The organism is Escherichia sp. KCJ4928 (assembly GCF_004352695.1).
GTDB lineage: Bacteria > Pseudomonadota > Gammaproteobacteria > Enterobacterales > Enterobacteriaceae > ECMA0423.
Genome location: NZ_SJWV01000052.1, coordinates 1 through 25,477, shown reverse-complemented (window position 1 = coordinate 25,477; position 25,477 = coordinate 1). Strand labels below are relative to the sequence as shown.

Annotated in this window: 26 protein-coding genes, 5 tRNA genes and 1 other RNA gene; 21 read left to right on the top strand and 11 right to left on the bottom strand. The window is 51.0% G+C overall.

Going from position 1 to position 25,477, the window contains the following annotated elements; genetic code table 11:
• The first annotated feature begins 93 nt into the window (after window positions 1–93).
• The 15 genes from ybgC to pnuC all read left to right on the top strand — a co-directional run bounded on the left by ybgC (window position 94) and on the right by pnuC (window position 8,647).
• On the top strand, window positions 94–498 hold the full coding sequence (ybgC, locus tag E0D98_RS10470; protein ID WP_001098384.1) for a tol-pal system-associated acyl-CoA thioesterase: 405 nt from the start codon (window positions 94–96) through the stop codon (window positions 496–498).
• Complete coding sequence (tolQ, locus tag E0D98_RS10465) at window positions 495–1,187, top strand: Tol-Pal system protein TolQ (protein ID WP_000131314.1); 693 nt, start codon at window positions 495–497, stop codon at window positions 1,185–1,187. Before ybgC ends, tolQ begins: the two co-directional genes overlap by 4 nt.
• Window positions 1,188–1,190: 3 nt before the next feature.
• Window positions 1,191–1,619 (top strand): colicin uptake protein TolR, encoded by a 429-nt coding sequence (gene tolR, locus E0D98_RS10460; protein ID WP_000090104.1) that lies wholly within the window; start codon window positions 1,191–1,193, stop codon window positions 1,617–1,619.
• A 64-nt stretch (window positions 1,620–1,683) separates the two neighbouring features.
• Window positions 1,684–2,883: a cell envelope integrity protein TolA gene (gene tolA / locus E0D98_RS10455; RefSeq protein ID WP_050877184.1), complete on the top strand. Its 1,200-nt coding sequence runs from the start codon at window positions 1,684–1,686 to the stop codon at window positions 2,881–2,883.
• Window positions 2,884–3,015: 132 nt separating this feature from the next.
• Window positions 3,016–4,308: a Tol-Pal system beta propeller repeat protein TolB gene (gene tolB, locus E0D98_RS10450; protein WP_001377922.1), complete on the top strand. Its 1,293-nt coding sequence runs from the start codon at window positions 3,016–3,018 to the stop codon at window positions 4,306–4,308.
• A gap of 34 nt (window positions 4,309–4,342) precedes the next feature.
• Window positions 4,343–4,864 carry a peptidoglycan-associated lipoprotein Pal gene (gene pal, locus E0D98_RS10445; protein WP_001295306.1) on the top strand — a complete coding sequence of 174 codons (522 nt, stop codon included), beginning with the start codon at window positions 4,343–4,345 and terminating at the stop codon, window positions 4,862–4,864.
• A 9-nt stretch (window positions 4,865–4,873) separates the two neighbouring features.
• Complete coding sequence (gene cpoB, locus E0D98_RS10440; RefSeq protein ID WP_000097580.1) at window positions 4,874–5,665, top strand: cell division protein CpoB; 792 nt, start codon at window positions 4,874–4,876, stop codon at window positions 5,663–5,665.
• A gap of 164 nt (window positions 5,666–5,829) precedes the next feature.
• Window positions 5,830–5,905, top strand: a tRNA-Lys gene (locus tag E0D98_RS10435).
• A 51-nt stretch (window positions 5,906–5,956) separates the two neighbouring features.
• A tRNA-Val gene (locus E0D98_RS10430) sits at window positions 5,957–6,032 on the top strand.
• 3 nt (window positions 6,033–6,035) lie between these two features.
• Window positions 6,036–6,111, top strand: a tRNA-Lys gene (locus tag E0D98_RS10425).
• A gap of 146 nt (window positions 6,112–6,257) precedes the next feature.
• Window positions 6,258–6,333: transfer RNA gene (locus E0D98_RS10420), tRNA-Lys, on the top strand.
• 33 nt (window positions 6,334–6,366) lie between these two features.
• Window positions 6,367–6,442: transfer RNA gene (locus tag E0D98_RS10415), tRNA-Lys, on the top strand.
• A 30-nt stretch (window positions 6,443–6,472) separates the two neighbouring features.
• Window positions 6,473–6,598, top strand: a non-coding RNA gene (locus E0D98_RS10410) — RtT sRNA.
• Window positions 6,599–6,846: 248 nt separating this feature from the next.
• Complete coding sequence (gene nadA / locus E0D98_RS10405) at window positions 6,847–7,890, top strand: quinolinate synthase NadA (protein WP_000115295.1); 1,044 nt, start codon at window positions 6,847–6,849, stop codon at window positions 7,888–7,890.
• A gap of 37 nt (window positions 7,891–7,927) precedes the next feature.
• Complete coding sequence (pnuC, locus tag E0D98_RS10400; RefSeq protein WP_000345410.1) at window positions 7,928–8,647, top strand: nicotinamide riboside transporter PnuC; 720 nt, start codon at window positions 7,928–7,930, stop codon at window positions 8,645–8,647.
• On the opposite strand, the gene zitB is transcribed toward pnuC, so the two are convergent.
• Both zitB and E0D98_RS10390 read right to left on the bottom strand, forming a co-directional pair.
• Entirely contained in the window at window positions 8,644–9,585 is a 942-nt protein-coding gene (zitB, locus tag E0D98_RS10395) for a CDF family zinc transporter ZitB (RefSeq protein WP_000951292.1), read from the bottom strand. The two genes, pnuC and zitB, sit on opposite strands and share 4 nt — an antisense overlap.
• 113 nt (window positions 9,586–9,698) lie before the next feature.
• Window positions 9,699–10,079, bottom strand: a complete 381-nt coding sequence (locus tag E0D98_RS10390) for a YbgS-like family protein (protein ID WP_000784351.1) — start codon at window positions 10,077–10,079, stop codon at window positions 9,699–9,701.
• Between the two features lie 315 nt (window positions 10,080–10,394).
• Here E0D98_RS10390 and aroG point away from each other — a divergent pair, with 315 nt between their 5' ends.
• Window positions 10,395–11,447, top strand: a complete 1,053-nt coding sequence (aroG, locus tag E0D98_RS10385; protein ID WP_001109196.1) for a 3-deoxy-7-phosphoheptulonate synthase AroG — start codon at window positions 10,395–10,397, stop codon at window positions 11,445–11,447.
• Between the two features lie 157 nt (window positions 11,448–11,604).
• Here aroG and gpmA read toward each other — a convergent pair whose 3' ends face one another.
• The 7 genes from gpmA to modE form a co-directional block, all read right to left on the bottom strand.
• The gene (gene gpmA, locus E0D98_RS10380) at window positions 11,605–12,357 is read right to left on the bottom strand and encodes a 2,3-diphosphoglycerate-dependent phosphoglycerate mutase (protein ID WP_001295305.1); all 753 of its coding nucleotides are present in this window, start codon (window positions 12,355–12,357) and stop codon (window positions 11,605–11,607) included.
• A 204-nt stretch (window positions 12,358–12,561) separates the two neighbouring features.
• On the bottom strand, window positions 12,562–13,602 hold the full coding sequence (galM, locus tag E0D98_RS10375; RefSeq protein ID WP_000931389.1) for a galactose-1-epimerase: 1,041 nt from the start codon (window positions 13,600–13,602) through the stop codon (window positions 12,562–12,564).
• Complete coding sequence (gene galK / locus E0D98_RS10370) at window positions 13,596–14,744, bottom strand: galactokinase (protein ID WP_000053437.1); 1,149 nt, start codon at window positions 14,742–14,744, stop codon at window positions 13,596–13,598. Before galK ends, galM begins: the two co-directional genes overlap by 7 nt.
• Before the next feature lie 3 nt (window positions 14,745–14,747).
• Window positions 14,748–15,794, bottom strand: a complete 1,047-nt coding sequence (gene galT, locus E0D98_RS10365) for a galactose-1-phosphate uridylyltransferase (protein ID WP_000191531.1) — start codon at window positions 15,792–15,794, stop codon at window positions 14,748–14,750.
• Between the two features lie 9 nt (window positions 15,795–15,803).
• Complete coding sequence (gene galE / locus E0D98_RS10360; RefSeq protein ID WP_001265438.1) at window positions 15,804–16,820, bottom strand: UDP-glucose 4-epimerase GalE; 1,017 nt, start codon at window positions 16,818–16,820, stop codon at window positions 15,804–15,806.
• Window positions 16,821–17,080: 260 nt separating this feature from the next.
• Window positions 17,081–18,553 carry a molybdate ABC transporter ATP-binding protein ModF gene (modF, locus tag E0D98_RS10355; protein WP_000096902.1) on the bottom strand — a complete coding sequence of 491 codons (1,473 nt, stop codon included), beginning with the start codon at window positions 18,551–18,553 and terminating at the stop codon, window positions 17,081–17,083.
• A 67-nt stretch (window positions 18,554–18,620) separates the two neighbouring features.
• Complete coding sequence (modE, locus tag E0D98_RS10350) at window positions 18,621–19,409, bottom strand: molybdenum-dependent transcriptional regulator (protein WP_001147439.1); 789 nt, start codon at window positions 19,407–19,409, stop codon at window positions 18,621–18,623.
• A 128-nt stretch (window positions 19,410–19,537) separates the two neighbouring features.
• On the opposite strand from modE, the gene acrZ reads away from it, so the two are divergent.
• The 4 genes from acrZ to modC all read left to right on the top strand — a co-directional run bounded on the left by acrZ (window position 19,538) and on the right by modC (window position 22,377).
• Window positions 19,538–19,687, top strand: a complete 150-nt coding sequence (acrZ, locus tag E0D98_RS10345; RefSeq protein WP_000891515.1) for a multidrug efflux pump accessory protein AcrZ — start codon at window positions 19,538–19,540, stop codon at window positions 19,685–19,687.
• A 166-nt stretch (window positions 19,688–19,853) separates the two neighbouring features.
• Window positions 19,854–20,627 carry a molybdate ABC transporter substrate-binding protein gene (gene modA, locus E0D98_RS10340; RefSeq protein ID WP_000101997.1) on the top strand — a complete coding sequence of 258 codons (774 nt, stop codon included), beginning with the start codon at window positions 19,854–19,856 and terminating at the stop codon, window positions 20,625–20,627.
• Window positions 20,627–21,316, top strand: coding sequence for a molybdate ABC transporter permease subunit (gene modB / locus E0D98_RS10335; RefSeq protein WP_000604034.1), 690 nt, complete (start codon window positions 20,627–20,629; stop codon window positions 21,314–21,316). Before modA ends, modB begins: the two co-directional genes overlap by 1 nt.
• Window positions 21,317–21,318: 2 nt before the next feature.
• A complete protein-coding gene (modC, locus tag E0D98_RS10330; RefSeq protein ID WP_000891685.1) occupies window positions 21,319–22,377 on the top strand; it encodes a molybdenum ABC transporter ATP-binding protein ModC in 1,059 nt (352 codons plus the stop codon).
• Here modC and ybhA read toward each other — a convergent pair whose 3' ends face one another.
• Window positions 22,378–23,196 (bottom strand): bifunctional pyridoxal phosphate/fructose-1,6-bisphosphate phosphatase, encoded by an 819-nt coding sequence (gene ybhA, locus E0D98_RS10325; RefSeq protein WP_000213425.1) that lies wholly within the window; start codon window positions 23,194–23,196, stop codon window positions 22,378–22,380.
• 154 nt (window positions 23,197–23,350) lie between these two features.
• On the opposite strand from ybhA, the gene pgl reads away from it, so the two are divergent.
• The gene (pgl, locus tag E0D98_RS10320) at window positions 23,351–24,346 is read left to right on the top strand and encodes a 6-phosphogluconolactonase (RefSeq protein ID WP_000815435.1); all 996 of its coding nucleotides are present in this window, start codon (window positions 23,351–23,353) and stop codon (window positions 24,344–24,346) included.
• A gap of 40 nt (window positions 24,347–24,386) precedes the next feature.
• Here the strand turns inward: pgl and E0D98_RS10315 are convergent, their stop codons facing one another.
• Window positions 24,387–25,340: a LysR family transcriptional regulator gene (locus E0D98_RS10315; protein WP_000679972.1), complete on the bottom strand. Its 954-nt coding sequence runs from the start codon at window positions 25,338–25,340 to the stop codon at window positions 24,387–24,389.
• Window positions 25,341–25,477 lie beyond the last annotated feature (137 nt).

Here is a 25,477-nt window from a genome sequence, read left to right as displayed (position 1 = left end):
CCCTTAACTTGCCCTCATTCCCAAACCTCAATCGCGCGCGTATAGTAGCAGCGTTTAAAAGCTCTAACTTTTGTTGCATTACCGGGATGTAAAGTGAATACAACGCTGTTTCGATGGCCGGTTCGCGTCTACTATGAAGATACCGATGCCGGTGGTGTGGTGTACCACGCCAGTTACGTCGCTTTTTATGAAAGAGCACGCACAGAGATGCTGCGTCATCATCACTTCAGTCAGCAGGCGCTGATGGCTGAACGCGTTGCCTTTGTGGTACGTAAAATGACGGTGGAATATTACGCACCTGCGCGGCTCGACGATATGCTCGAAATACAGACTGAAATAACATCAATGCGTGGCACCTCTTTGGTTTTCACGCAACGTATTGTCAACGCCGAGAATACTTTGCTGAATGAAGCAGAGGTTCTGGTTGTTTGCGTTGACCCACTCAAAATGAAGCCTCGTGCGCTTCCCAAGTCTATTGTCGCGGAGTTTAAGCAGTGACTGACATGAATATCCTTGATTTGTTCCTGAAGGCTAGCCTTCTGGTTAAACTTATCATGTTGATTTTGATTGGTTTTTCAATCGCATCCTGGGCCATTATTATCCAGCGGACCCGTATTCTTAACGCAGCGGCGCGCGAAGCCGAAGCGTTTGAAGATAAATTCTGGTCTGGAATCGAACTCTCTCGCCTCTATCAAGAGAGTCAGGGGAAACGGGATAATCTGACTGGTTCGGAACAAATATTTTACAGCGGGTTCAAAGAGTTTGTGCGCCTGCATCGTGCCAATAGCCATGCGCCGGAAGCCGTAGTGGAAGGGGCGTCGCGTGCTATGCGTATCTCCATGAACCGTGAACTTGAAAATCTGGAAACGCACATTCCGTTCCTCGGTACGGTTGGCTCCATCAGCCCGTATATTGGTCTGTTTGGTACGGTCTGGGGGATCATGCACGCCTTTATCGCCCTCGGGGCGGTAAAACAAGCAACACTGCAAATGGTTGCGCCCGGTATCGCAGAAGCGTTGATTGCGACTGCAATTGGTCTGTTTGCCGCTATCCCGGCAGTTATGGCCTACAACCGCCTCAACCAGCGCGTAAACAAACTGGAACTGAATTACGACAACTTTATGGAAGAGTTTACCGCGATTCTGCACCGCCAGGCGTTTACCGTTAGCGAGAGCAATAAGGGGTAAGTCATGGCCAGAGCGCGTGGACGAGGTCGTCGCGAACTTAAGTCCGAAATCAACATTGTACCGTTGCTGGACGTACTGCTGGTGCTGTTGCTGATCTTCATGGCGACAGCGCCCATCATCACCCAGAGCGTGGAGGTCGATCTGCCAGACGCTACTGAATCACAGGCGGTGAGCAGTAACGATAATCCGCCAGTGATTGTTGAAGTGTCTGGTATTGGTCAGTACACCGTGGTGGTTGAGAAAGATCGCCTGGAGCGTTTACCACCAGAGCAGGTGGTGGCGGAAGTGTCCAGCCGTTTCAAGGCCAACCCGAAAACGGTCTTTCTGATCGGTGGCGCAAAAGATGTGCCTTACGATGAAATAATTAAAGCACTGAACTTGTTACATAGTGCGGGTGTGAAATCGGTTGGTTTAATGACGCAGCCTATCTAAACATCTGCGTTTCCCTTGCTTGAAAGAGAGCGGGTAACAGGCGAACAGTTTTTGGAAACCGAGAGTGTCAAAGGCAACCGAACAAAACGACAAGCTCAAGCGGGCGATAATTATTTCAGCAGTGCTGCATGTCATCTTATTTGCGGCGCTGATCTGGAGTTCGTTCGATGAGAATATAGAAGCTTCAGCCGGAGGCGGCGGTGGTTCGTCCATCGACGCTGTCATGGTTGATTCAGGTGCGGTAGTTGAGCAGTACAAACGCATGCAAAGCCAGGAATCAAGCGCGAAGCGTTCTGATGAACAGCGCAAGATGAAGGAACAGCAGGCTGCTGAAGAACTGCGTGAGAAACAAGCGGCTGAACAGGAACGCCTGAAGCAACTTGAGAAAGAGCGGTTAGCGGCTCAGGAGCAGAAAAAGCAGGCTGAAGAAGCCGCAAAACAGGCCGAGTTAAAGCAGAAGCAAGCTGAAGAGGCGGCAGCGAAAGCGGCGGCAGATGCTAAAGCGAAGGCCGAAGCAGATGCTAAAGCTGCGGAAGAAGCAGCGAAGAAAGCGGCTGCAGACGCAAAGAAAAAAGCAGAAGCAGAAGCCGCCAAAGCCGCAGCCGAAGCGCAGAAAAAAGCCGAGGCAGCCGCTGCGGCACTGAAGAAGAAAGCGGAAGCGGCAGAAGCAGCTGCAGCTGAAGCAAGAAAGAAAGCGGCAACTGAAGCTGCTGAAAAAGCCAAAGCAGAAGCTGAGAAGAAAGCGGCTGCTGAAAAGGCTGCAGCTGATAAGAAAGCGGCAGCAGAGAAAGCTGCAGCCGACAAAAAAGCAGCAGAAAAAGCGGCAGCGGCAAAAGCTGCAGCTGAAAAAGCCGCTGCAGCAAAAGCGGCCGCAGAGGCAGATGATATTTTCGGTGAGCTAAGCTCTGGTAAGAATGCACCGAAAACGGGGGGAGGGGCGAAAGGGAACAATGCTTCGCCTGCCGGGAGTGGTAATACTAAAAACAATGGCGCATCAGGGGCCGATATCAATAACTATGCCGGGCAGATTAAATCTGCTATCGAAAGTAAGTTCTATGACGCATCGTCCTATGCAGGCAAAACCTGTACGCTGCGCATAAAACTGGCACCCGATGGTATGTTACTGGATATCAAACCTGAAGGTGGCGATCCCGCACTTTGTCAGGCTGCGTTGGCAGCAGCTAAACTTGCGAAGATCCCGAAACCACCAAGCCAGGCAGTATATGAAGTGTTCAAAAACGCGCCATTGGACTTCAAACCGTAATCGCGATGTTGACTGTTCGGACGGTCAACATCAGGCACCGGTTGCCACGGGGTTCTGGTAGTTTTGTGTATTTTAGTTTGTTAACATTCTGCTAAATTATCGTGGGCCATCGGTCCAGATAAGGGAGATATGATGAAGCAGGCATTACGAGTAGCATTTGGTTTTCTCATACTGTGGGCATCAGTTCTGCATGCTGAAGTCCGCATTGTGATCGACAGCGGTGTAGATTCCGGTCGTCCTATTGGTGTTGTTCCTTTCCAGTGGGCGGGGCCTGGTGCGGCACCTGAAGATATTGGCGGCATCGTTGCTGCTGACTTGCGTAACAGCGGTAAATTTAATCCGTTAGATCGCGCTCGTCTGCCACAGCAGCCGGGTAGTGCGCAGGAAGTACAACCAGCTGCATGGTCCGCACTGGGCATTGACGCTGTAGTTGTCGGTCAGGTCACTCCGAATCCGGATGGTTCTTACAATGTTGCTTATCAACTTGTTGACACTGGCGGCGCACCGGGTACTGTACTTGCTCAGAACTCGTACAAAGTGAACAAGCAGTGGCTGCGTTATGCTGGTCATACCGCCAGTGATGAAGTGTTTGAAAAACTGACCGGCATTAAAGGTGCGTTCCGTACCCGTATTGCCTACGTTGTTCAGACCAACGGCGGTCAGTTCCCGTATGAACTGCGCGTATCTGACTATGACGGTTACAACCAGTTTGTCGTTCACCGTTCACCGCAGCCGCTGATGTCTCCGGCGTGGTCACCAGACGGTTCTAAACTGGCTTATGTGACCTTCGAAAGCGGTCGTTCCGCGCTGGTTATTCAGACGCTGGCAAATGGCTCTGTACGTCAGGTGGCTTCATTCCCGCGTCACAACGGTGCACCTGCATTCTCGCCAGACGGCAGCAAACTGGCATTCGCCTTGTCGAAAACCGGTAGTCTGAACCTGTACGTAATGGATTTGGCTTCTGGTCAGATCCGCCAGGTGACTGATGGTCGCAGTAACAATACCGAACCGACCTGGTTCCCGGATAGCCAGAACCTGGCATTTACTTCTGACCAGGCCGGTCGTCCGCAGGTTTATAAAGTGAATATCAACGGCGGTGCGCCACAACGTATTACCTGGGAAGGTTCGCAGAACCAGGATGCGGATGTCAGCAGCGACGGTAAATTTATGGTAATGGTCAGCTCCAATGGTGGGCAGCAGCACATTGCCAAACAAGATCTGGCAACGGGAGGCGTACAAGTTCTGTCGTCCACGTTCCTGGATGAAACGCCAAGTCTGGCACCTAACGGCACTATGGTAATCTACAGCTCTTCTCAGGGGATGGGATCCGTGCTGAATTTGGTTTCTACAGATGGGCGTTTCAAAGCGCGTCTTCCGGCAACTGATGGACAGGTCAAATTCCCTGCCTGGTCGCCGTATCTGTGATAATAATTAATTGAATAGTAAAGGAATCATTGAAATGCAACTGAACAAAGTGCTGAAAGGGCTGATGATTGCTCTGCCTGTTATGGCAATTGCGGCATGTTCTTCCAACAAGAACGCCAGCAATGACGGCAGCGAAGGCATGCTGGGTGCCGGCACTGGTATGGATGCGAACGGCGGCAACGGCAACATGTCTTCCGAAGAGCAGGCTCGTCTGCAAATGCAACAGCTGCAGCAGAACAACATCGTTTACTTCGATCTGGACAAGTACGATATCCGTTCTGACTTCGCTCAAATGCTGGATGCACATGCAAACTTCCTGCGTAGCAACCCGTCTTACAAAGTCACCGTAGAAGGTCACGCGGACGAACGTGGTACTCCGGAATACAACATCTCCCTGGGTGAACGTCGTGCGAACGCCGTTAAGATGTACCTGCAGGGTAAAGGCGTTTCTGCAGACCAGATCTCCATCGTTTCTTACGGTAAAGAAAAACCTGCAGTACTGGGTCATGACGAAGCGGCATACTCCAAAAACCGTCGTGCGGTACTGGTTTACTAAGAGAATTGCATGAGCAGTAACTTCAGACATCAACTATTGAGTCTGTCGTTACTGGTTGGTATAGCGGCCCCCTGGGCCGCTTTTGCTCAGGCACCAATCAGTAGTGTCGGCTCAGGCTCGGTCGAAGACCGCGTCACTCAACTTGAGCGTATTTCTAATGCTCACAGCCAGCTTTTAACCCAACTCCAGCAACAACTTTCTGATAATCAATCCGATATTGATTCCCTGCGTGGTCAGATTCAGGAAAATCAGTATCAACTGAATCAGGTCGTGGAGCGGCAAAAGCAGATCCTGTTGCAGATCGACAGCCTCAGCAGCGGTGGTGCAGCGGCGCAATCAACCAGCAGCGATCAAAGCGGTGCGGCGGCATCAACGACGCCGACAGCTGATGCTGGTACTGCGAATGCTGGCGCGCCGGTGAAAAGCGGCGATGCAAACACGGATTACAATGCAGCTATTGCGCTGGTGCAGGATAAATCCCGCCAGGATGACGCAATGGTGGCATTTCAGAATTTCATCAAAAATTACCCTGATTCAACTTACCTGCCAAACGCCAATTATTGGCTGGGTCAGTTAAACTACAACAAGGGTAAAAAAGATGATGCGGCGTACTATTTTGCTTCGGTAGTGAAAAACTATCCGAAGTCACCAAAGGCTGCTGATGCGATGTTTAAAGTCGGCGTCATCATGCAGGACAAAGGTGACACCGCAAAAGCGAAAGCCGTATACCAGCAGGTTATCAGTAAATACCCTGGTACTGATGGCGCTAAACAGGCACAAAAACGTCTGAACGCGATGTAATGCATAACACACGACCAGAAGTCGCATTATTTCTGGTCGTGTCGTGCGAATCATAAGCAGTTGAGTGATCTGCATCGAAATTTTTGTTGCGCTCAAGTCTGAAATCAGTAATATATGCCGCCGTTGCCACGGGATATCAAACAAACCGAAAGCAACGAAAAAGTGGGTCGTTAGCTCAGTTGGTAGAGCAGTTGACTTTTAATCAATTGGTCGCAGGTTCGAATCCTGCACGACCCACCACTAATTACGGTGGGTTCGGTGGAAGTAGTTTGTAGTATCCAGCGCAGTATCGGGTGATTAGCTCAGCTGGGAGAGCACCTCCCTTACAAGGAGGGGGTCGGCGGTTCGATCCCGTCATCACCCACCACTCGGGTCGTTAGCTCAGTTGGTAGAGCAGTTGACTTTTAATCAATTGGTCGCAGGTTCGAATCCTGCACGACCCACCAATTTTAACATCAAACTCAGATGTTAAGCGTGAAGGATAACGTTGCGCCAGCAACGGCCCGTAGGGCAAGCGAAGCGAGTCATCCTGCACGACACACCAATCTTAAAGATTGGCCCCGAGTAGAAATCTTTCAGGTAACACCCGTATGGGTCGTTAGCTCAGTTGGTAGAGCAGTTGACTTTTAATCAATTGGTCGCAGGTTCGAATCCTGCACGACCCACCATCCTGAATGATTAAAGCAGCATAATCCCGCAAGGGGTCGTTAGCTCAGTTGGTAGAGCAGTTGACTTTTAATCAATTGGTCGCAGGTTCGAATCCTGCACGACCCACCAATGTAAAAAAGCGCCCTAAAGGCGCTTTTTTGCTATCTGCGATACTCAAAGATTCGAACCTGCAGCAGGTTTGAGTTGAGCGCAGCGAAACAACGGAGCCGCTCGCGGCGACGGCCCGAAGGGCGAGCGAAGCGAGTCATCCTGCACGACCCACCAATGTAAAAAAGCGCCCTAAAGGCGCTTTTTTGCTATTCAGGCATCCTCAATTTCACTTTGTAAACCTGATGACATCGTCAGAGCTTACTGTGCAAGCAACTCTACGTCGGTGGAATTAGGCGTAATTCGAGTGACTTTTCCCCACCATTCGACTATCTTGTTTAGCATATAAAACAAATTACACCGATAACAGCGAATATTACGCTAATGTCGGTTTTAACGTTAAGCCTGTAAAACGAGATGGTAAGATGAGCGTAATGTTTGATCCAGACACGGCGATTTATCCTTTCCCCCCGAAGCCGACGCCGTTAAGCATTGATGAAAAAGCGTATTACCGCGAGAAGATAAAACGTCTGCTAAAAGAACGTAATGCGGTGATGGTTGCCCACTACTATACCGATCCCGAAATTCAACAACTGGCAGAAGAAACCGGTGGCTGTATTTCTGATTCTCTGGAAATGGCGCGCTTCGGTGCAAAGCATCCCGCTTCTACTTTGTTAGTCGCTGGGGTGAGATTTATGGGAGAAACCGCCAAAATTCTCAGTCCGGAAAAAACAATTCTGATGCCGACACTTCAGGCTGAATGTTCACTGGATCTCGGCTGCCCTGTTGAAGAATTTAACGCATTTTGCGATGCCCATCCCGATCGTACTGTCGTCGTCTACGCCAACACTTCTGCTGCGGTAAAAGCGCGCGCAGATTGGGTGGTAACTTCAAGCATTGCCGTCGAACTTATTGATCATCTTGATAGTTTGGGTGAAAAAATCATCTGGGCACCCGACAAACATCTGGGGCGTTACGTGCAAAAACAGACGGGTGGAGACATTCTATGCTGGCAGGGTGCCTGTATTGTGCATGATGAATTTAAGACTCAGGCGTTAACCCGCTTGCAAGAAGAATACCCGGATGCTGCCATACTGGTGCATCCAGAATCACCACAAGCTATTGTCGATATGGCGGATGCGGTCGGTTCCACCAGTCAACTGATCGCTGCTGCGAAAACATTGCCACATCAGCGGCTTATCGTGGCAACCGATCGGGGCATTTTCTACAAAATGCAGCAGGCAGTGCCAGATAAAGAGTTACTGGAAGCACCAACCGCAGGTGAGGGTGCAACCTGCCGCAGCTGCGCGCATTGTCCGTGGATGGCCATGAATGGCCTTCAGTCCATCGCAGAGGCATTAGAACAGGAAGGAAGCAATCACGAGGTTCATGTTGATGAAAGGCTGCGAGAGAGGGCGCTGGTGCCGCTCAATCGTATGCTGGATTTTGCGGCTACACTACGTGGATAACGAATAATAAGGCGTAACGTTACGCTTTGGGGGAAAGATGGATTTTTTTAGTGTGCAGAATATCCTGGTACATATACCAATAGGGGCAGGCGGTTATGATCTCTCATGGATCGAAGCGGTAGGCACGATCGCCGGGTTGCTGTGTATTGGCCTTGCCAGTCTGGAGAAGATCAGCAACTACTTCTTTGGCCTGATCAACGTCACCTTGTTTGGCATTATTTTCTTTCAGATTCAGCTGTATGCCAGCCTGCTATTACAGGTGTTTTTCTTTGCCGCGAATATTTACGGTTGGTATGCGTGGTCGCGACAAACCAGTCAGAACGAGGCGGAGTTGAAAATTCGCTGGTTGCCATTGCCGAAGGCACTCAGCTGGTTGGCGGTTTGCGTTGTTTCGATTGGTCTGATGACGGTATTTATCAATCCGGTGTTTGCATTTTTGACCCGCGTGGCAGTCATGATCATGCAAGCATTAGGATTACAGGTTGTGATGCCTGAACTGCAACCGGACGCTTTCCCGTTCTGGGATTCATGCATGATGGTGTTATCTATCGTGGCAATGATTCTGATGACGCGTAAGTATGTGGAAAACTGGCTGTTGTGGGTGATTATTAACGTGATTAGCGTCGTTATTTTTGCACTTCAGGGCGTTTACGCCATGTCTCTGGAGTACATCATCCTGACCTTTATTGCGCTCAACGGCAGCCGGATGTGGATCAACAGCGCACGTGAAAGAGGCTCACGCGCGCTGTCCCATTAATGGTGATGATGTGAATGGCCAGACACCCCTTCATTCAGGTGGCAGTCTGGCCCATGACAAGGTTGATATTCCATCTGAATGGTGGCGTGCTCAATCTGATAGTGATCCATCAGGTAGTGTTGGATCTGATCCAACAAGGCATCGTGATCGTGTGGCGGGATCACCTGCACATGCAACGTCATCACCGGCTTCTCGCCTACCATCCATACATGTACATGGTGCACATTGCGGACTTCCGGGATTTCCCGGCACATACGACGCTTCAGTTCAGCGATATCCAGCGATACCGGTGCACCTTCAAGTAATTCATTCACGCTATCTTTCAACAGTCGCCACGCGCTACGCAGAACCAGAAGCGACACCAGTATCGAGAGAATGGGGTCAGCAGGTGTCCAGCCAGTCCAGATAATAATCAACGCGGCAATAATAGCCCCAACCGAACCCAGCAGGTCCCCGAGCACATGCAGTGCCGCTGCTCGTACGTTGAGGTTTTTCTCTTCGCTGCCGTGATGAAGTAACCAGAAAGAAAGTATATTTGCCAGCAACCCAGCCACGGCAATTGCCATCATCATGCCGCCCTCGACCGGACGCGGCGTGCGGAAGCGTTCTATCGCCTCCCAGACAATCAAAATGGTAATTACCACGAGGGCTATGGCATTCACAAACGCCGCGAGCGTGGTCAGTCTTAGCCAACCGAAAGTGTGGCGAATGGTGGGAGGACGACGTGAAAATTGCACGGCGAGTAGGGCGAAAAGCAGGGCGGCAGTATCGGTCAACATATGACCCGCATCGGCCAGCAATGCCAGAGAACCAGAAAGAAAACCACCAACGACTTCTACCAGCATAAACCCGGCAGTCACGCCGAAAGCATACAACAAGCGACGAGCATTATTATCTTCTGGCAGGTGTGAGGACGTGTGTGAGTGTGAGTGCGCCATGACGAGTCATCCCTTAATTATTCTCACTTAACTTTATGACATCATACTGCTTTTAGAAGTGAAAAATTAAAAGGGAGAGACTCCGCTCTCCCATTATTGGCTATTTTGCAGGGTTACTGCGTGGTACCGTCGGTTTTGGTATCGACATCATTATTGATGCCATCACCGGTTTGTACCTTTTTATTGATATCCGGACAGCGACCATCTTTGCACATGGTGTTCTTGTGCTCTTCATCTTTGGTCATTCCGTCATTGTTCATTGAAGAACCATCCGAATGCAGCATTGTGCCACCAGAACCGGTATTTACCCCGTTATTGTCGACGTTATTTGGCGCGACATTTTCACGGGCGTCAGGGGCTACCTGGCCCGCATCAGCTGCGGCGTTTGCCTGGCCGTTATTAGTTTGCGCTCCGCTATCAGCAGCCAGTGCGGCACCGCTGGCAAGGCTTAGAGTGGCAGTCAGAAATAATGTGGCCAGTTTTGTCATTTTCATAGGATGCTCCTGTTATGGTCGTTATGTCGGATAACCTCTTCCAACAGTGCATTTGCAGGTGAATATAAGGCATTGGTTTAAGATTTCAGCCAGGTTATGAAACGCAGCAGAGAATCTTGAAATAATTAACAAACAAAGGAGTTACAGTTAGAAATTGTAGGAGAGATCTCGTTTTTCGCGACAATCTGGCGTTTTTCTTGCTAATTCCAGGATTAATCCGTTCATAGTGTAAAACCCCGTTTACACATTCTGACGGAAGATATAGATTGGAAGTATTGCATTCACTAAGATAAGTATGGCAACACTGGAACAGACATGAATTATCAGAACGACGATTTACGCATCAAAGAAATCAAAGAGTTACTTCCTCCTGTCGCATTGCTGGAAAAATTCCCCGCTACTGAAAATGCCGCGAATACGGTTGCCCATGCCCGAAAAGCGATCCATAAGATCCTGAAAGGTAATGATGATCGCCTGTTGGTTGTGATTGGCCCATGCTCAATTCATGATCCTGTCGCGGCAAAAGAGTATGCCACTCGCTTGCTGGCGCTGCGTGAAGAGCTGAAAGATGAGCTGGAAATCGTAATGCGCGTCTATTTTGAAAAGCCGCGTACCACGGTGGGCTGGAAAGGGCTGATTAACGATCCGCATATGGATAATAGCTTCCAGATCAACGACGGTCTGCGTATAGCCCGTAAATTGCTGCTTGATATTAACGACAGCGGTCTGCCAGCGGCAGGTGAGTTTCTCGATATGATCACCCCACAATATCTCGCTGACCTGATGAGCTGGGGCGCAATTGGCGCACGTACCACCGAATCGCAGGTGCACCGCGAACTGGCATCAGGGCTTTCTTGTCCGGTCGGCTTCAAAAATGGCACCGACGGTACGATTAAAGTGGCTATCGATGCCATTAATGCCGCCGGTGCGCCGCACTGCTTCCTGTCCGTAACGAAATGGGGGCATTCGGCGATTGTGAATACCAGCGGTAACGGCGATTGCCATATCATTCTGCGCGGCGGTAAAGAGCCTAACTACAGCGCGAAGCACGTTGCTGAAGTGAAAGAAGGGCTGAACAAAGCAGGCCTGCCAGCACAGGTGATGATCGATTTCAGCCATGCTAACTCGTCCAAACAATTCAAAAAGCAGATGGATGTTTGTGCTGACGTTTGCCAGCAGATTGCCGGTGGCGAAAAGGCCATTATTGGCGTGATGGTGGAAAGCCATCTGGTGGAAGGCAATCAGAGCCTCGAGAGCGGGGAGCCGCTGGCCTACGGTAAGAGCATCACCGATGCCTGCATCGGCTGGGAAGATACCGATGCTCTGTTACGTCAACTGGCGAATGCAGTAAAAGCGCGTCGCGGGTAAGGTTTAATTGTCGGATGCGCCGTCAGAGTGGCGTATCCGATGAATCACCACAGGCCTGATAAGTCGCGCAGCGTCGCATCAGGCAATGTGCTCCATTGTTAGCAACAAAAAAGCCGACTCACTTGCAGTCGGCTTTCTCATTTTAAACGAATGACGTTTACTTCGCTTTACCCTGGTTTGCAACCGCCGCTGCTTTCGCTGCGATCTCGTCAGCATTACCCAGATAATAGCGTTTCAGCGGTTTGAAATTCTCGTCGAACTCATACACCAGCGGCACGCCAGTCGGGATATTAAGCTCAAGAATCTCTTCTTCGCTCATGTTATCAAGATATTTCACCAGCGCACGTAAAGAGTTACCGTGTGCAGCGATGATCACGCGCTCACCGCTCTTCATACGCGGCAGAATAGTTTCATTCCAGTAAGGGATCACGCGGTCAATGGTCAGCGCCAGGCTTTCCGTCAGCGGCAGTTCTTTTTCGCTCAGTTTCGCGTAACGCGGATCGTGACCCGGATAACGCTCATCATCTTTAGTCAGTTCCGGCGGAGTCACTGCAAAACCACGACGCCACTGTTTCACCTGCTCGTCGCCATACTTTTCAGCAGTTTCCGCTTTGTTCAGACCCTGCAACGCACCGTAGTGACGTTCGTTCAGTTTCCAGGATTTCTCAACGGGCAGCCATGCCTGATCCAGTTCGTCCAGCACATTCCACAGGGTATGGATAGCGCGTTTCAGCACAGAGGTGTAAGCAAAGTCAAAGCTGTAACCTTCCTCTTTCAGCAGCTTACCTGCTGCTTTTGCTTCGCTTACGCCTTTCTCAGACAGATCCACGTCGTACCAACCGGTGAAACGGTTTTCTTTGTTCCACTGACTTTCGCCATGACGAACCAGAACCAGCTTAGTTACAGCCATATACTTACTCCTCAAATCATTTTTTAATGATAATAATTCTCATTATATTGCCGTGACGAAGCAACAGCAATGCTTACGCATAACCATAGCGAAAATAGTGTCGCAGTGTAAGGTTGTTGTGAATATTGAGTTGCAAATATGTCGGTGTTTGCTGGTGATTTGAGCAATATAAGGATAAAGCCCTCATTACGAGGGCTTCAGGTGCTACTCAGCAATAAACTGATATTCCGTCAGGCTGGAATACTCTTCGCCAGGACGCAGGAAGCAGTCCGGTTGCGGCCATTCAGGGTGGTTTGGGCTGTCCGGCAGAAACTCGCTTTCCAGTGCCAGGCCTTGCCAGTCGGCGTAAGGTTCAGTTCCTCTTGATGGCGTGCCGCCGAGGAAGTTGCCGGAGTAGAATTGCAGAGCCGGAGCGGTGGTGTAGACCTTCAGCTGCAATTTTTCATCTGCTGACCAGACATGCGCCGCCACTTTCTTGCCATCGCCTTTGGCCTGTAACAAGAATGCGTGATCGTAACCTTTCACTTTGCGCTGATCGTCGTCGGCAAGAAACTCACTGGCGATGATTTTGGCGCTACGGAAATCAAAAGACGTTCCGGCGACAGATTTCAGACCGTCGTGCGGAATGCCGCCTTCATCAACCGGCAGATATTCGTCCGCCAGAATCTGCAACTTGTGATTGCGCACGTCAGACTGCTCGCCGTCAAGATTGAAATAGACGTGATTAGTCATATTCACCGGGCAAGGTTTATCAACTGTGGCGCGATAAGTAATAGAGATACGGTTATCGTCGGTCAGACGATATTGCACCGTCGCGCCGAGATTACCCGGGAAGCCCTGATCGCCATCATCTGAACTCAGGGCAAACAGCACCTGACGATCGTTCTGGTTCACAATCTGCCAGCGACGTTTGTCGAACCCTTCCGGGCCGCCGTGCAGCTGGTTAACGCCCTGACTTGGCGAAAGCGTCACGGTTTCACCGTCAAAGGTATAACGGCTATTGGCGATGCGGTTGGCATAACGACCAATAGAGGCCCCCAGAAACGCAGCCTGATCCTGATAGCATTCCGGGCTGGCACAGCCGAGCAGCGCCTCGCGGACGCTGCCATCGGAAAGCGGAATACGAGCTGAAAGTAAAGTCGCACCCCAGTCCATCAGCGTGACTACCATCCCTGCGTTGTTACGCAAAGTTAACAGTCGGTACGGCTGACCATCGGGTGCCAGTGCGGGAGTTTCGTTCAGCACTGTCCTGCTCCTTGTGATGGTTTACAAACGTAAAAAGTCTCTTTAATACCTGTTTTTGCTTCATATTGTTCAGCGACAGCTTGCTGTACGGCAGGCACCAGCTCTTCCGGGATCAGCGCGACGATACAGCCGCCAAATCCGCCGCCGGTCATGCGTACGCCACCTTTGTCGCCAATCACAGCTTTGACGATTTCTACCAGAGTGTCAATTTGCGGCACGGTGATTTCGAAATCATCGCGCATAGAGGCATGAGACTCCGCCATCAACTCGCCCATACGTTTCAGGTCGCCTTGCTCCAGCGCACTGGCAGCTTCAACGGTGCGGGCGTTTTCAGTCAGGATATGACGCACGCGTTTCGCCACGATTGGGTCCAGCTCATGTGCAACAGCGTTGAACTCTTCAATGGTGACATCGCGCAGAGCTGGCTGCTGGAAGAAACGCGCACCGGTTTCGCACTGTTCACGACGGGTGTTGTATTCGCTGCCAACCAGGGTACGTTTGAAGTTACTGTTGATGATGACGACAGCCACACCTTTCGGCATGGAAACTGCTTTGGTCCCCAGTGAGCGACAGTCAATCAGCAAGGCATGATCTTTCTTGCCGAGTGCGGAAATTAGCTGATCCATGATCCCGCAGTTACAGCCAACAAACTGGTTTTCTGCTTCCTGACCGTTAAGCGCGATTTGTGCGCCGTCCAGCGGCAGATGATAAAGCTGCTGCAATACGGTTCCGACCGCGACTTCCAGTGAAGCGGAAGAACTTAACCCGGCACCCTGCGGCACATTGCCGCTGATCACCATGTCCACGCCGCCGAAGCTGTTGTTACGCAGTTGCAGATGTTTCACCACGCCACGAACGTAGTTCGCCCATTGATAGTTTTCATGCGCGACAATGGGCGCATTGAGGGAAAACTCGTCGAGCTGATTTTCATAATCGGCTGCCATTACGCGAACTTTACGGTCATCGCGTGGCGCACAGCTGATCACGGTTTGATAATCAATCGCGCAGGGCAGAACGAAACCGTCGTTGTAGTCGGTGTGTTCACCAATCAAATTCACGCGGCCAGGCGCCTGAATGGTGTGAGTGGCAGGGTAGCCAAATGCGTTGGCAAACAGAGATTGTGTTTTTTCTTTCAGACTCATTTCTTACACTCCGGATTCGCGAAAATGGATATCGCTGACTGCGCGCAAACGCTCTGCTGCCTGTTCTGCGGTCAGGTCTCGCTGGGTCTCTGCCAGCATTTCATAACCAACCATAAATTTACGTACGGTGGCGGAGCGCAGCAGAGGCGGATAAAAGTGCGCGTGCAGCTGCCAGTGTTGATTCTCTTCGCCATTAAATGGTGCGCCGTGCCAGCCCATAGAGTAGGGGAAGGAGCACTGGAAGAGGTTGTCATAACGACTGGTCAGCTTTTTCAACGCCAGCGCCAAATCGCTGCGCTGGGCGTCGGTCAAATCGGTGATCCGCAAAACGTGGGCTTTGGGCAGCAGTAGCGTTTCGAACGGCCAGGCAGCCCAGTAAGGCACAACGGCTAACCAGTGTTCGGTTTCGACAACGGTACGGCTACCGTCTGCCAGCTCGCGCTGAACATAATCCACCAGCATTGGTGATTTCTGTTCGGCAAAATATTCTTTTTGCAGGCGGTCTTCGCGCTCAGCTTCGTTAGGCAGGAAGCTATTTGCCCAAATCTGTCCGTGCGGATGCGGGTTAGAGCAGCCCATCGCCGCACCTTTGTTTTCAAAGACCTGCACCCACGGGTACGTTTTTCCCAGCTCTGCGGTTTGCTCCTGCCAGGTTTTGACGATTTCCGTCAATGCCGCAACGCTCAGTTCTGGCAACGTTTTACTGTGATCCGGTGAAAAGCAGATCACCCGGCTGGTACCGCGCGCGCTCTGGCAACGCATCAAAGGATCGTTGCTTTCTGGCGCATCTGGCGTGTCAGACATCAAGGCCGCAAAGTCATTAGTGAAAACGTAAGTCCTGGTGTAATCGGGGTTTTTATCGCCTGTCACCCGCACATTACCTGCGCAGAGGAAGCAATCTGGATCGTGCGCAGGTAACACCTGTTTGGCTGGCGTTTCCTGCGCCCCCTGCCAGGGGCGCTTAGCGCGGTGCGGTGAAACCAGAATCCATTGCCCGGTGAGCGGGTTGTAGCGGCGATGTGGATGATCAACGGGATTAAATTGCGTCATGGTCGTTCCTTAATCGGGATATCCCTGTGGATGGCGTGACTGCCAGTGCCAGGTGTCCTGCGCCATTTCATCGAGTGTGCGCGTTACGCGCCAGTTCAGTTCACGGTCGGCTTTGCTGGCGTCCGCCCAGTAGGCCGGAAGGTCGCCCTCGCGACGCGGTGCAAAATGATAATTAACCGGTTTGCCGCAGGCTTTGCTGAAGGCATTAACCACGTCCAGCACGCTGTTGCCTACGCCAGCGCCGAGGTTGTAGATGTGTACGCCTGGCTTGTTCGCCAGTTTTTCCATCGCCACGACGTGACCGTCCGCCAGATCCATTACGTGGATGTAATCGCGTACGCCAGTACCATCTTCGGTCGGATAATCGTTACCAAAAATCGCCAGCGAGTCGCGACGGCCTACAGCAACCTGGGCGATGTATGGCATCAGGTTATTCGGAATGCCTTGCGGATCTTCGCCCATATCGCCCGACGGATGCGCGCCAACCGGGTTGAAGTAGCGCAGCAGGGCAATGCTCCAGTCCGGCTGGGCTTTTTGCAGATCGGTGAGGATCTGTTCCACCATCAGCTTGCTTTTGCCGTAAGGGCTTTGTGGTGTGCCGGTCGGGAAGCTTTCAACGTATGGAATTTTGGGCTGATCGCCATAAACGGTGGCGGAGGAGCTAAAAATAAAGTTTTTGACGTTAGCGGCGCGCATGGCGCTAATCAGGCGCAGAGTGCCGTTGACATTGTTGTCGTAATATTCCAGCGGTTTTTGTACCGATTCGCCGACGGCTTTCAGCCCGGCGAAGTGGATCACGGTGTCGATAGCGTGATCGTGCAGTATCTCGGTCATCAACGCTTCGTTACGAATATCGCCTTCAACAAACGTTGGATGTTTGCCGCCTAAACGCTCGATAACAGGCAGTACGCTGCGCTTACTGTTACAGAGGTTATCAAGAATGATGACATCATGACCGTTTTGCAGTAATTGCACACAGGTATGACTTCCAATGTAACCGCTACCACCGGTAACCAGAACTCTCATAATTCGCTCCATTAGGCTTATGGTATGAAATAACCATAGCATAACAAAGATGCGAAAAGTGTGACATGGAATAAATTAGTGGAATCGTTTACACAAGAATTTAGCCGTTTTTTATGCGCGATTAAGTGATTATAAAACAGAGGGTTTATGAATGATTGCGCTTTTTATCTGAAAAAAGAAGCGGTTTCATGCCTGCATGCGTCGAACCGTTGGCCGGAGAGGGCGCTTAGGCCGCCTCCGGCAAGGTCAGCACTACCGACTCAATATATTTTTGTCAGCACATAGCGATAGAGTCCACCGTCCGGCACGAACTCAAGGCGATGGGTAATACAGGCAGGCGCATCTTCAGCGTGGTGCGAAACAAACAACAATTGCGTTTCACCTTCGCTAATCAGCACATCAACAAAACGGCGGATAAGCTGGCGATTGAGCGGATCAAGCCCCTGTAGTGGTTCATCGAGAATAAGCAACGTCGGATGTTTCACCAGTGCGCGGACGATCAGCGCCAGACGCTGCTGTCCCCAGGAAAGACTATGGAACGGAGCGTCAGCCGTACGTTTATCAATGCCGAGAATATCCAGCCACTGCTGCACCAGTTTTTGCTGGCGATCCGAAACGGCCTGATAAATGCCAATCGAATCAAAATAGCCAGAAAGAATCACATTACGCACGGTAGTGCTGACCCGGTAATCCAGATGCAAACTACTGCTGACGTAACCGATATGCTTTTTGATATCCCAGATGGTTTCGCCGCTGCCGCGACGTCGGCCGAAAAGCGTCAAATCGTTGCTGTAACCTTGCGGATGATCGCCAGTAATCAGGCTTAATAACGTCGATTTTCCCGCACCATTTGGCCCGACAATTTGCCAGTGCTCGCCAGGATTCACCTGCCAGCTAAGGTTATTAAGAATGGGGCGATCGTTATAAGAAACCACGCCATTATTCAGCACAATGCGCGGTTCGTTGGTGGGTAAGGCGTGACGTGCTGAAGGTTCATCCGGCTCCGGCAGTTGCACACCTTCAAGCTGTTCGCTATGCGCCAGTTGCGCGACGAGTGCTTGCTGGAGCAGTTCCTCTTTAGCGCCCGTTTCCGCTAACGTACAATCCGCCAGCACGCCAGCAAACTGGACAAATTCCGGGATCTCATCGAAGCGATTGAGCACCAGTACCAGAGTAATACCGGACTGATGTAACGAGGCGAGTAGCTCAGCCAGCTGCTGACGTGAGGCAACGTCCAGGCCATCGAACGGCTCATCAAGAATCAACAAGTCAGGCTCCGACATCAGCGCCTGACACAGCAGGGTTTTTCGCGTCTCGCCAGTGGAAAGGTATTTAAAGCGTCGGTCGAGGAGGGCGGTAATACCGAACTGCTGCGCCAGTTGCATGCAACGCGGTGCATCCTTTACTTCATCCTGAATAATCTCAGCCGTAGTGCGTCCGGTGTCATCTTCGCCAGGGCCGAGCATATCGGTGTTATTCCGCTGCCATTCGTCGCTGACGAGCTTTTGCAATTGCTCGAAGGAGAGACGAGTGATATGGGAAAACTGGCTTTGCCGTTCACCTTTCAAAAGCGGAAGTTCCCCCACCAGCGCGCGGGCCAGCGCCGATTTCCCGCTTCCATTCGAACCGACAAACGCCCAACTATCACCCGCGTTTAACGTTAGCTGAGGCAATTGCAGCGTTTTTGTGTCGCTAAGACGAAACGTGCCTTGCAAAATTTGCAACGATGACATTTTATATCCCATTTTGTGCAGCGATTACTGACAGGGATACGTGTTTCATAACAAATTGTCAACACGCTTAGCACAGCGTGGCGATAATCACGCTGTCGGCATTAAAGTAGGCCGTGACATTCTGCCCTTGCTGAAGAGAAGTCGCTTCATTTACCGGCACTGTGGCGCACAGTGTTTGCCCGTCGGGTAGCGCCATTAATACTTCGCACTGCTCTGCGCCGCGCTCAATATGACTAATAATACCCGGTAATTGGTTGTCAGCGTTTTGCGCGACCGCCTCGTCCTGAGTAATACCTACCCACGGCGCTTTTAGCAATATCAACACTTCTTTGCCTTCATCCAGCCCCAGACGCGCGCCGCTTTGTGCGGTAATTGCGACTTTCAGGCGTGTTTTTCCGTCAGCCAGTAAGACATCAACATGCTGTTGAACGTCATCATGATCGCGGGCGGTGATGGTGCCGAACCACTGGTTACGGGCGCTGGTTTGCAGTGAAAAACGTGAGATCGCGGCCAGCAGGCTGTTCAGCGGCAGGGCGTCATCGTCACTTAACACATCAAAGGCTTTTTGCTGGATTTGCGCCAGTAAGTCATAGAGCTGAATCAGTCGCTGACCATAGCGGGTCAGTACTGCGCCGCCGCCACCTTTACCGCCTGTTGCGCGCTCGACCAGAATATGCTCACTTAACTGATTCATCTCGTTAATGGCATCCCAGGCGCTTTTATAGCTGATACCGGCATCTTTCGCTCCCTGGCTAATGGAACCGGAAAGCGCAATGTGTTTTAGTAGCGAAATCCGGCGCGGGTCGGCGAATAATTTTTGTTGGAGCTTAAGGGTGAGAAGGATTTCGGCCTGCATAACAATGTCCTGGCAAAAGTCTTATTGTGACGGAAAACGAACGCCACGCAAAGCTGACCGCACAAAAGGGGAGTGCTTTTCTGTGCTTAGCGGTTAGAATAGTCTCATGACTATATCTGGAGTTGACCATGTTAGAGTTATTAAAAAGTCTGGTATTCGCCGTAATCATGGTACCTGTCGTGATGGCCATCATCCTGGGTCTGATTTACGGTCTTGGTGAAGTATTCAACATCTTTTCTGGTGTTGGTAAAAAAGACCAGCCCGGACAAAATCATTGATTCCCTGAATGCCCGCTTAGTCGGGCATTTTCTTTTTCTCAACTTCCTGCTTTTCCTGCCGATATTTTTTCTTATCTACCTCACAAAGGTTAGCAATAACTGCTGGGAAAATTCTGAGCTAGCCGTTATATTGTCGCCTACATAACGTTACATTAAGGGGTTACCAATGGCTCGTAAATGGTTGAACTTGTTTGCCGGGGCGGCACTCTCTTTCGCTGTTGCTGGCAATACACTGGCAGATGAAGGGAAAATCACGGTGTTCGCCGCCGCATCACTGACTAACGCAATGCAGGACATTGCTACGCAGTATAAAAAAGAAAAAGGCGTGGATGTGGTTTCTTCTTTCGCTTCGTCATCTACTCTGGCCCGTCAGATTGAAGCGGGAGCGCCTGCGGATCTGTTTATCTCTGCCGATCAGAAATGGATGGATTATGCGGTTGATAAAAAAGCGATCGATACGGCTTCGCGCCAGACACTGCTCGGCAATAGCCTGGTCGTTGTAGCACCGAAAGCCAGCGAGCAGAAAGATTTCATCATCGACAGCAAAACCAACTGGACTTCGCTGCTGAATGGCGGTCGCCTGGCGGTTGGCGATCCGGAACATGTCCCTGCTGGCATTTATGCAAAAGAAGCACTGCAAAAACTGGGCGCATGGGATACGCTCTCCCCGAAACTGGCTCCGGCGGAAGATGTTCGTGGCGCGCTGGCGTTGGTCGAACGCAATGAAGCGCCGTTGGGCATTGTTTACGGTTCTGACGCAGTTGTCAGCAAAGGGGTAAAAGTGGTTGCCACCTTCCCGGAAGATTCACATAAAAAAGTGGAATATCCGGTTGCTGTTGTGGAAGGGCATAACAATGCGACAGTGAAAGCATTTTATGATTATCTGAAGGGACCGCAGGCAGCGGAAATCTTTAAACGTTACGGATTTACAACCAAGTAATGATACTGACCGATCCAGAATGGCAGGCAGTTTTATTAAGCCTGAAAGTTTCTTCCCTGGCTGTGCTGTTTAGCCTGCCGTTTGGGATCTTTTTTGCCTGGTTACTGGTGCGTTGCACGTTTCCGGGCAAAGCTCTGCTCGACAGCGTACTGCATCTACCGCTGGTGTTACCGCCCGTGGTCGTCGGTTACTTATTATTAGTTTCGATGGGACGGCGCGGATTTATCGGTGAACGTCTGTATGACTGGTTTGGTATTACCTTCGCCTTTAGCTGGCGCGGCGCGGTTCTCGCTGCCGCCGTCATGTCGTTTCCGCTGATGGTGCGGGCAATTCGTCTGGCGCTGGAAGGGGTTGATGTCAAACTCGAACAGGCCGCAAGAACACTGGGGGCCGGGCGCTGGCGCGTTTTCTTTACTATCACGTTACCGCTGACCTTACCGGGAATTATTGTTGGTACGGTACTGGCTTTTGCTCGTTCTCTCGGTGAGTTTGGTGCAACCATCACCTTTGTGTCGAACATTCCTGGTGAAACGCGAACCATTCCTTCTGCCATGTATACCCTGATCCAGACCCCCGGCGGGGAAAGTGGCGCGGCGAGACTGTGCATTATTTCTATTGCGCTGGCGATGATCTCCCTGTTGATTTCAGAATGGCTGGCCAGAATCAGCCGTGAACGGGCGGGGCGCTAATCATGCTGGAACTGAATTTTTCCCAGACCTTGGGCAACCATTGCCTGACCATTAATGAAACGCTGCCCGCCAATGGCATCACTGCTATCTTTGGCGTCTCCGGTGCCGGAAAAACTTCGCTGATTAACGCCATCAGTGGACTGACGCGCCCGCAAAAAGGGAGGATTGTCCTCAATGGTCGGGTACTAAATGATGCCGAAAAAGGTATCTGCCTGACGCCAGAAAAGCGTCGCGTTGGCTATGTTTTTCAGGATGCGCGGCTGTTTCCGCATTACAAAGTGCGTGGCAATCTGCGCTACGGCATGGCGAAAAGCATGGTCGATCAGTTCGATAAGCTGGTGGCGCTTTTAGGCATTGAACCGTTGCTTGACCGTTTACCAGGCAGCCTGTCCGGAGGCGAAAAACAGCGCGTAGCGATTGGGCGGGCTTTGCTGACGGCACCAGAATTGCTGTTGCTGGATGAACCGCTGGCGTCACTGGATATTCCGCGTAAACGCGAACTGTTGCCTTATCTGCAACGTCTGACGCGGGAAATCAACATCCCGATGTTGTATGTCAGCCATTCGCTGGATGAGATCCTCCATCTGGCAGACAGAGTGATGGTACTGGAAAACGGTCAGGTGAAAGCCTTTGGCGCACTGGAAGAAGTCTGGGGTAGTAGCGTGATGAATCCGTGGCTGCCGAAAGAGCAACAAAGTAGCATTCTGAAAGTGACGGTACTTGAGCATCATCCGCATTACGCGATGACTGCGCTGGCGCTGGGCGATCAGCATTTGTGGGTCAATAAGCTGGACGAACCGCTGCAAGCTGCGCTACGTATCCGCATTCAGGCTTCCGATGTTTCTCTGGTTTTACAACCGCCGCAGCAAACCAGCATTCGTAACGTATTGCGGGCAAAAGTTGTTAATAGTTATGACGACAACGGCCAGGTGGAAGTGGAACTGGAAGTCGGAGGTAAAACGCTGTGGGCGCGTATCAGCCCGTGGGCCAGGGATGAACTGGTGATCAAACCTGGCCTGTGGCTGTACGCGCAAATTAAAAGTGTGTCGATAACCGCCTGATTAAATCAGGTGGCTATAAATGAACTGGGCAATGCTGTCGGTGGTGTTATCACCAATCACAATGTTGGCGCGCGCTTTTACCGCGTCATCGGCGTTGCCCATCGCCACGCCTGTACCAGCGGCCTCCAGCATACTGATATCATTAAAGTTATCGCCGAACGCCACGACGTTTTCCATCGACCAGCCTTGCGCCTCAACCCATTTCGTCAAACGTTTACCTTTGCTGTTGCCGCCGCGTGCAATATCAACCTGATCGTGCCAGGACCATTCACACTCCAGTCCCAGTTCATGTTCGACATGCTTACCAAAATGCTGCAATTGCGGCAGGTCATCGTGCGTCAGGGCGAACTTCCATACGGCGTTAACTTGTTGCGCCGTTTCAGCCAGAGAAGCGACTTGTGTGAAAGTCGGACGCTGTTCCGGCGGCAGGGTTTGCGCCCAGTTAGACGTGCGAATGACATGCCCGGTCGGGTGCTCATAGACCATTGCATCATCCACATACATCAGACCGTGAATGTGGTGTTCATTCAGCATCTCAATGAGTTGCAGGGCTTTATTAACGGGCATTGGGTCCGCTTCCAGCACGGTTTTTGCATGATAATCATACAAATAGGTGCCATTACAGCAAATAGCAGGTGTATCCAGCGCCAGCGCCTGATAAAAAGGATGAATAGCGACGTGATGGCGACCTGTGACGATGATTAATTGATAGCCTGCTTCGCGAGCGCGGGCCAGGGCTTCTATCGATGAAGGAAGCAGGGTCTTTTTCGGGGTCAATAAGGTGCCGTCTAAGTCGAGAGCAATCACGCGTGTGGTCATGGCGTATTCCAGATTAAGGTTAAGAATTTTCGTATGCGCGAATGGTACACCGATACCACTATCGGACAAAATTCTGCGTTTTAATTCAGCATTCACCGCCAAAAGCGACTAATTTTAGCTGTTACAGTCAGTTGCTAAATGCAAAGGAGCATTCATGAAGCAAACAGTTTATATCGCCAGCCCTGAGAGCCAGCAAATTCACGTCTGGAACCTGAATCATGAAGGCGCACTGACGCTGACACAGGTTGTCGATGTGCCGGGGCAGGTGCAGCCGATGGTGGTCAGCCCGGACAAACGTTATCTCTATGTTGGTGTTCGCCCTGAGTTTCGCGTCCTGGCGTATCGTATCGCCCCGGACGATGGCGCACTGACCTTTGCCGCAGAGTCTGCGCTGCCGGGTAGTCCGACGCATATTTCCACCGATCACCAGGGGCAGTTTGTCTTTGTAGGTTCTTACAATGCGGGTAACGTGAGCGTAACGCGTCTGGAAGATGGCCTGCCAGTGGGCGTCGTCGATGTGGTCGAGGGGCTGGACGGTTGCCATTCCGCCAATATCTCACCGGACAACCGTACGCTGTGGGTTCCGGCATTAAAGCAGGATCGCATTTGCCTGTTTACGGTCAGCGATGATGGTCATCTCGTGGCGCAGGACCCTGCGGAAGTGACCACCGTTGAAGGGGCCGGCCCGCGTCATATGGTATTCCATCCAAACGAACAATATGCGTATTGCGTCAATGAGTTAAACAGCTCAGTGGATGTCTGGGAACTGAAAGATCCGCACGGTAATATCGAATGTGTCCAGACGCTGGATATGATGCCGGAAAACTTCTCCGACACCCGTTGGGCGGCTGATATTCATATCACACCGGATGGTCGCCATTTATACGCCTGCGACCGTACCGCCAGCCTGATTACCGTTTTCAGCGTTTCGGAAGATGGCAGCGTGTTGAGTAAAGAAGGCTTCCAGCCAACGGAAACCCAGCCGCGCGGCTTCAATGTTGATCACAGCGGCAAGTATCTGATTGCCGCCGGGCAAAAATCTCACCACATCTCGGTATACGAAATTGTTGGCGAGCAGGGACTACTGCATGAAAAAGGCCGTTATGCGGTCGGGCAGGGACCAATGTGGGTGGTGGTTAACGCACACTAACCGCTGATTTAACCGGCGCAGTCTCTCCTGCGCCGGTGTATTAACCTATCTCCTGTAACGCATGTCTCTGGCGTTCGACGATATTGGTCCACAAATTGTCTTTATCGTCAGTCCACAAATTAATCAGCAAGGCAAAAAAGCGTTCAGCTGCCGGAGAAAGCACGGCATCTTTGCGGCGAATAATCCCCAATGTCCGACGTATAACGGGTTCCACCAGTGGGATACCAATAATCGAAGAATAGGGCGCATGGGGCATTGCCAGACCAGGAAGCGCCGAAATCCCCAGTCCTGCCTCCACTAGTCCTAATGACGTCGAAAGATGACGCACTTCGTAAAACCAGTCCAGCTTCCAGGGCTTGTCGGCTAGCTGTTGTTCTATCAACAATCGGTTGCCGCTGGAGGAACGTACGCCAATCATTTTGTAACCCACTAACTCCTGCCATTCTACAAGCTGCTTTTTGGCCAATGGATGGTCACGCCGACAGGCCAGCACGAATGGCTCGTTGACCAGTGGGGTAAAATCAATGGATGAATTTGTGACGTTGTTCATGTTTATGCCAAAGTCTGATTCGTTACACAGCACCGATTCCATGCAATTATTCGTGCCTTGTTCCAGAATCCGCACTTTAATATTGGGATACAGCTCATTAAATTTACCGATTGCCAGCGGTAAAAAATAAAATACTGCGGTCGGAATACACGCTAACGTCACCATACCACGATGATAAGCATTCATATCACGAATATTAAAAAGCGTTTCATCGAATTTCTTTATTAATTCCCGCGCCTCCGGGAGCAACCTTTTTCCTGCTTTTGTTAACGTAACCTTGCGAGTTGTACGCTCAAATAGTTGAATATGTAAATCTTCCTCCATCTTTTTTATTCTTCGCGTTAATGCAGGTTGCGTAATATTGAGTAATTTAGCGGCATTGTTAAATGAACTGGACTCTGCCAGTATGACAAATGCCTTCATACTTGATAATTCATGCTTCATTATTACTCCGGAAAATGGAAGCGACGATTTTGGGTGGCTGGTCGTTAAAAATTTTAACTGCATTTAGCCAACTTAAATTAATGAAAAAATGTTATTAATCGTTGAGCTAAAGTCATTAGAGATGCTTTGTCCTTAAT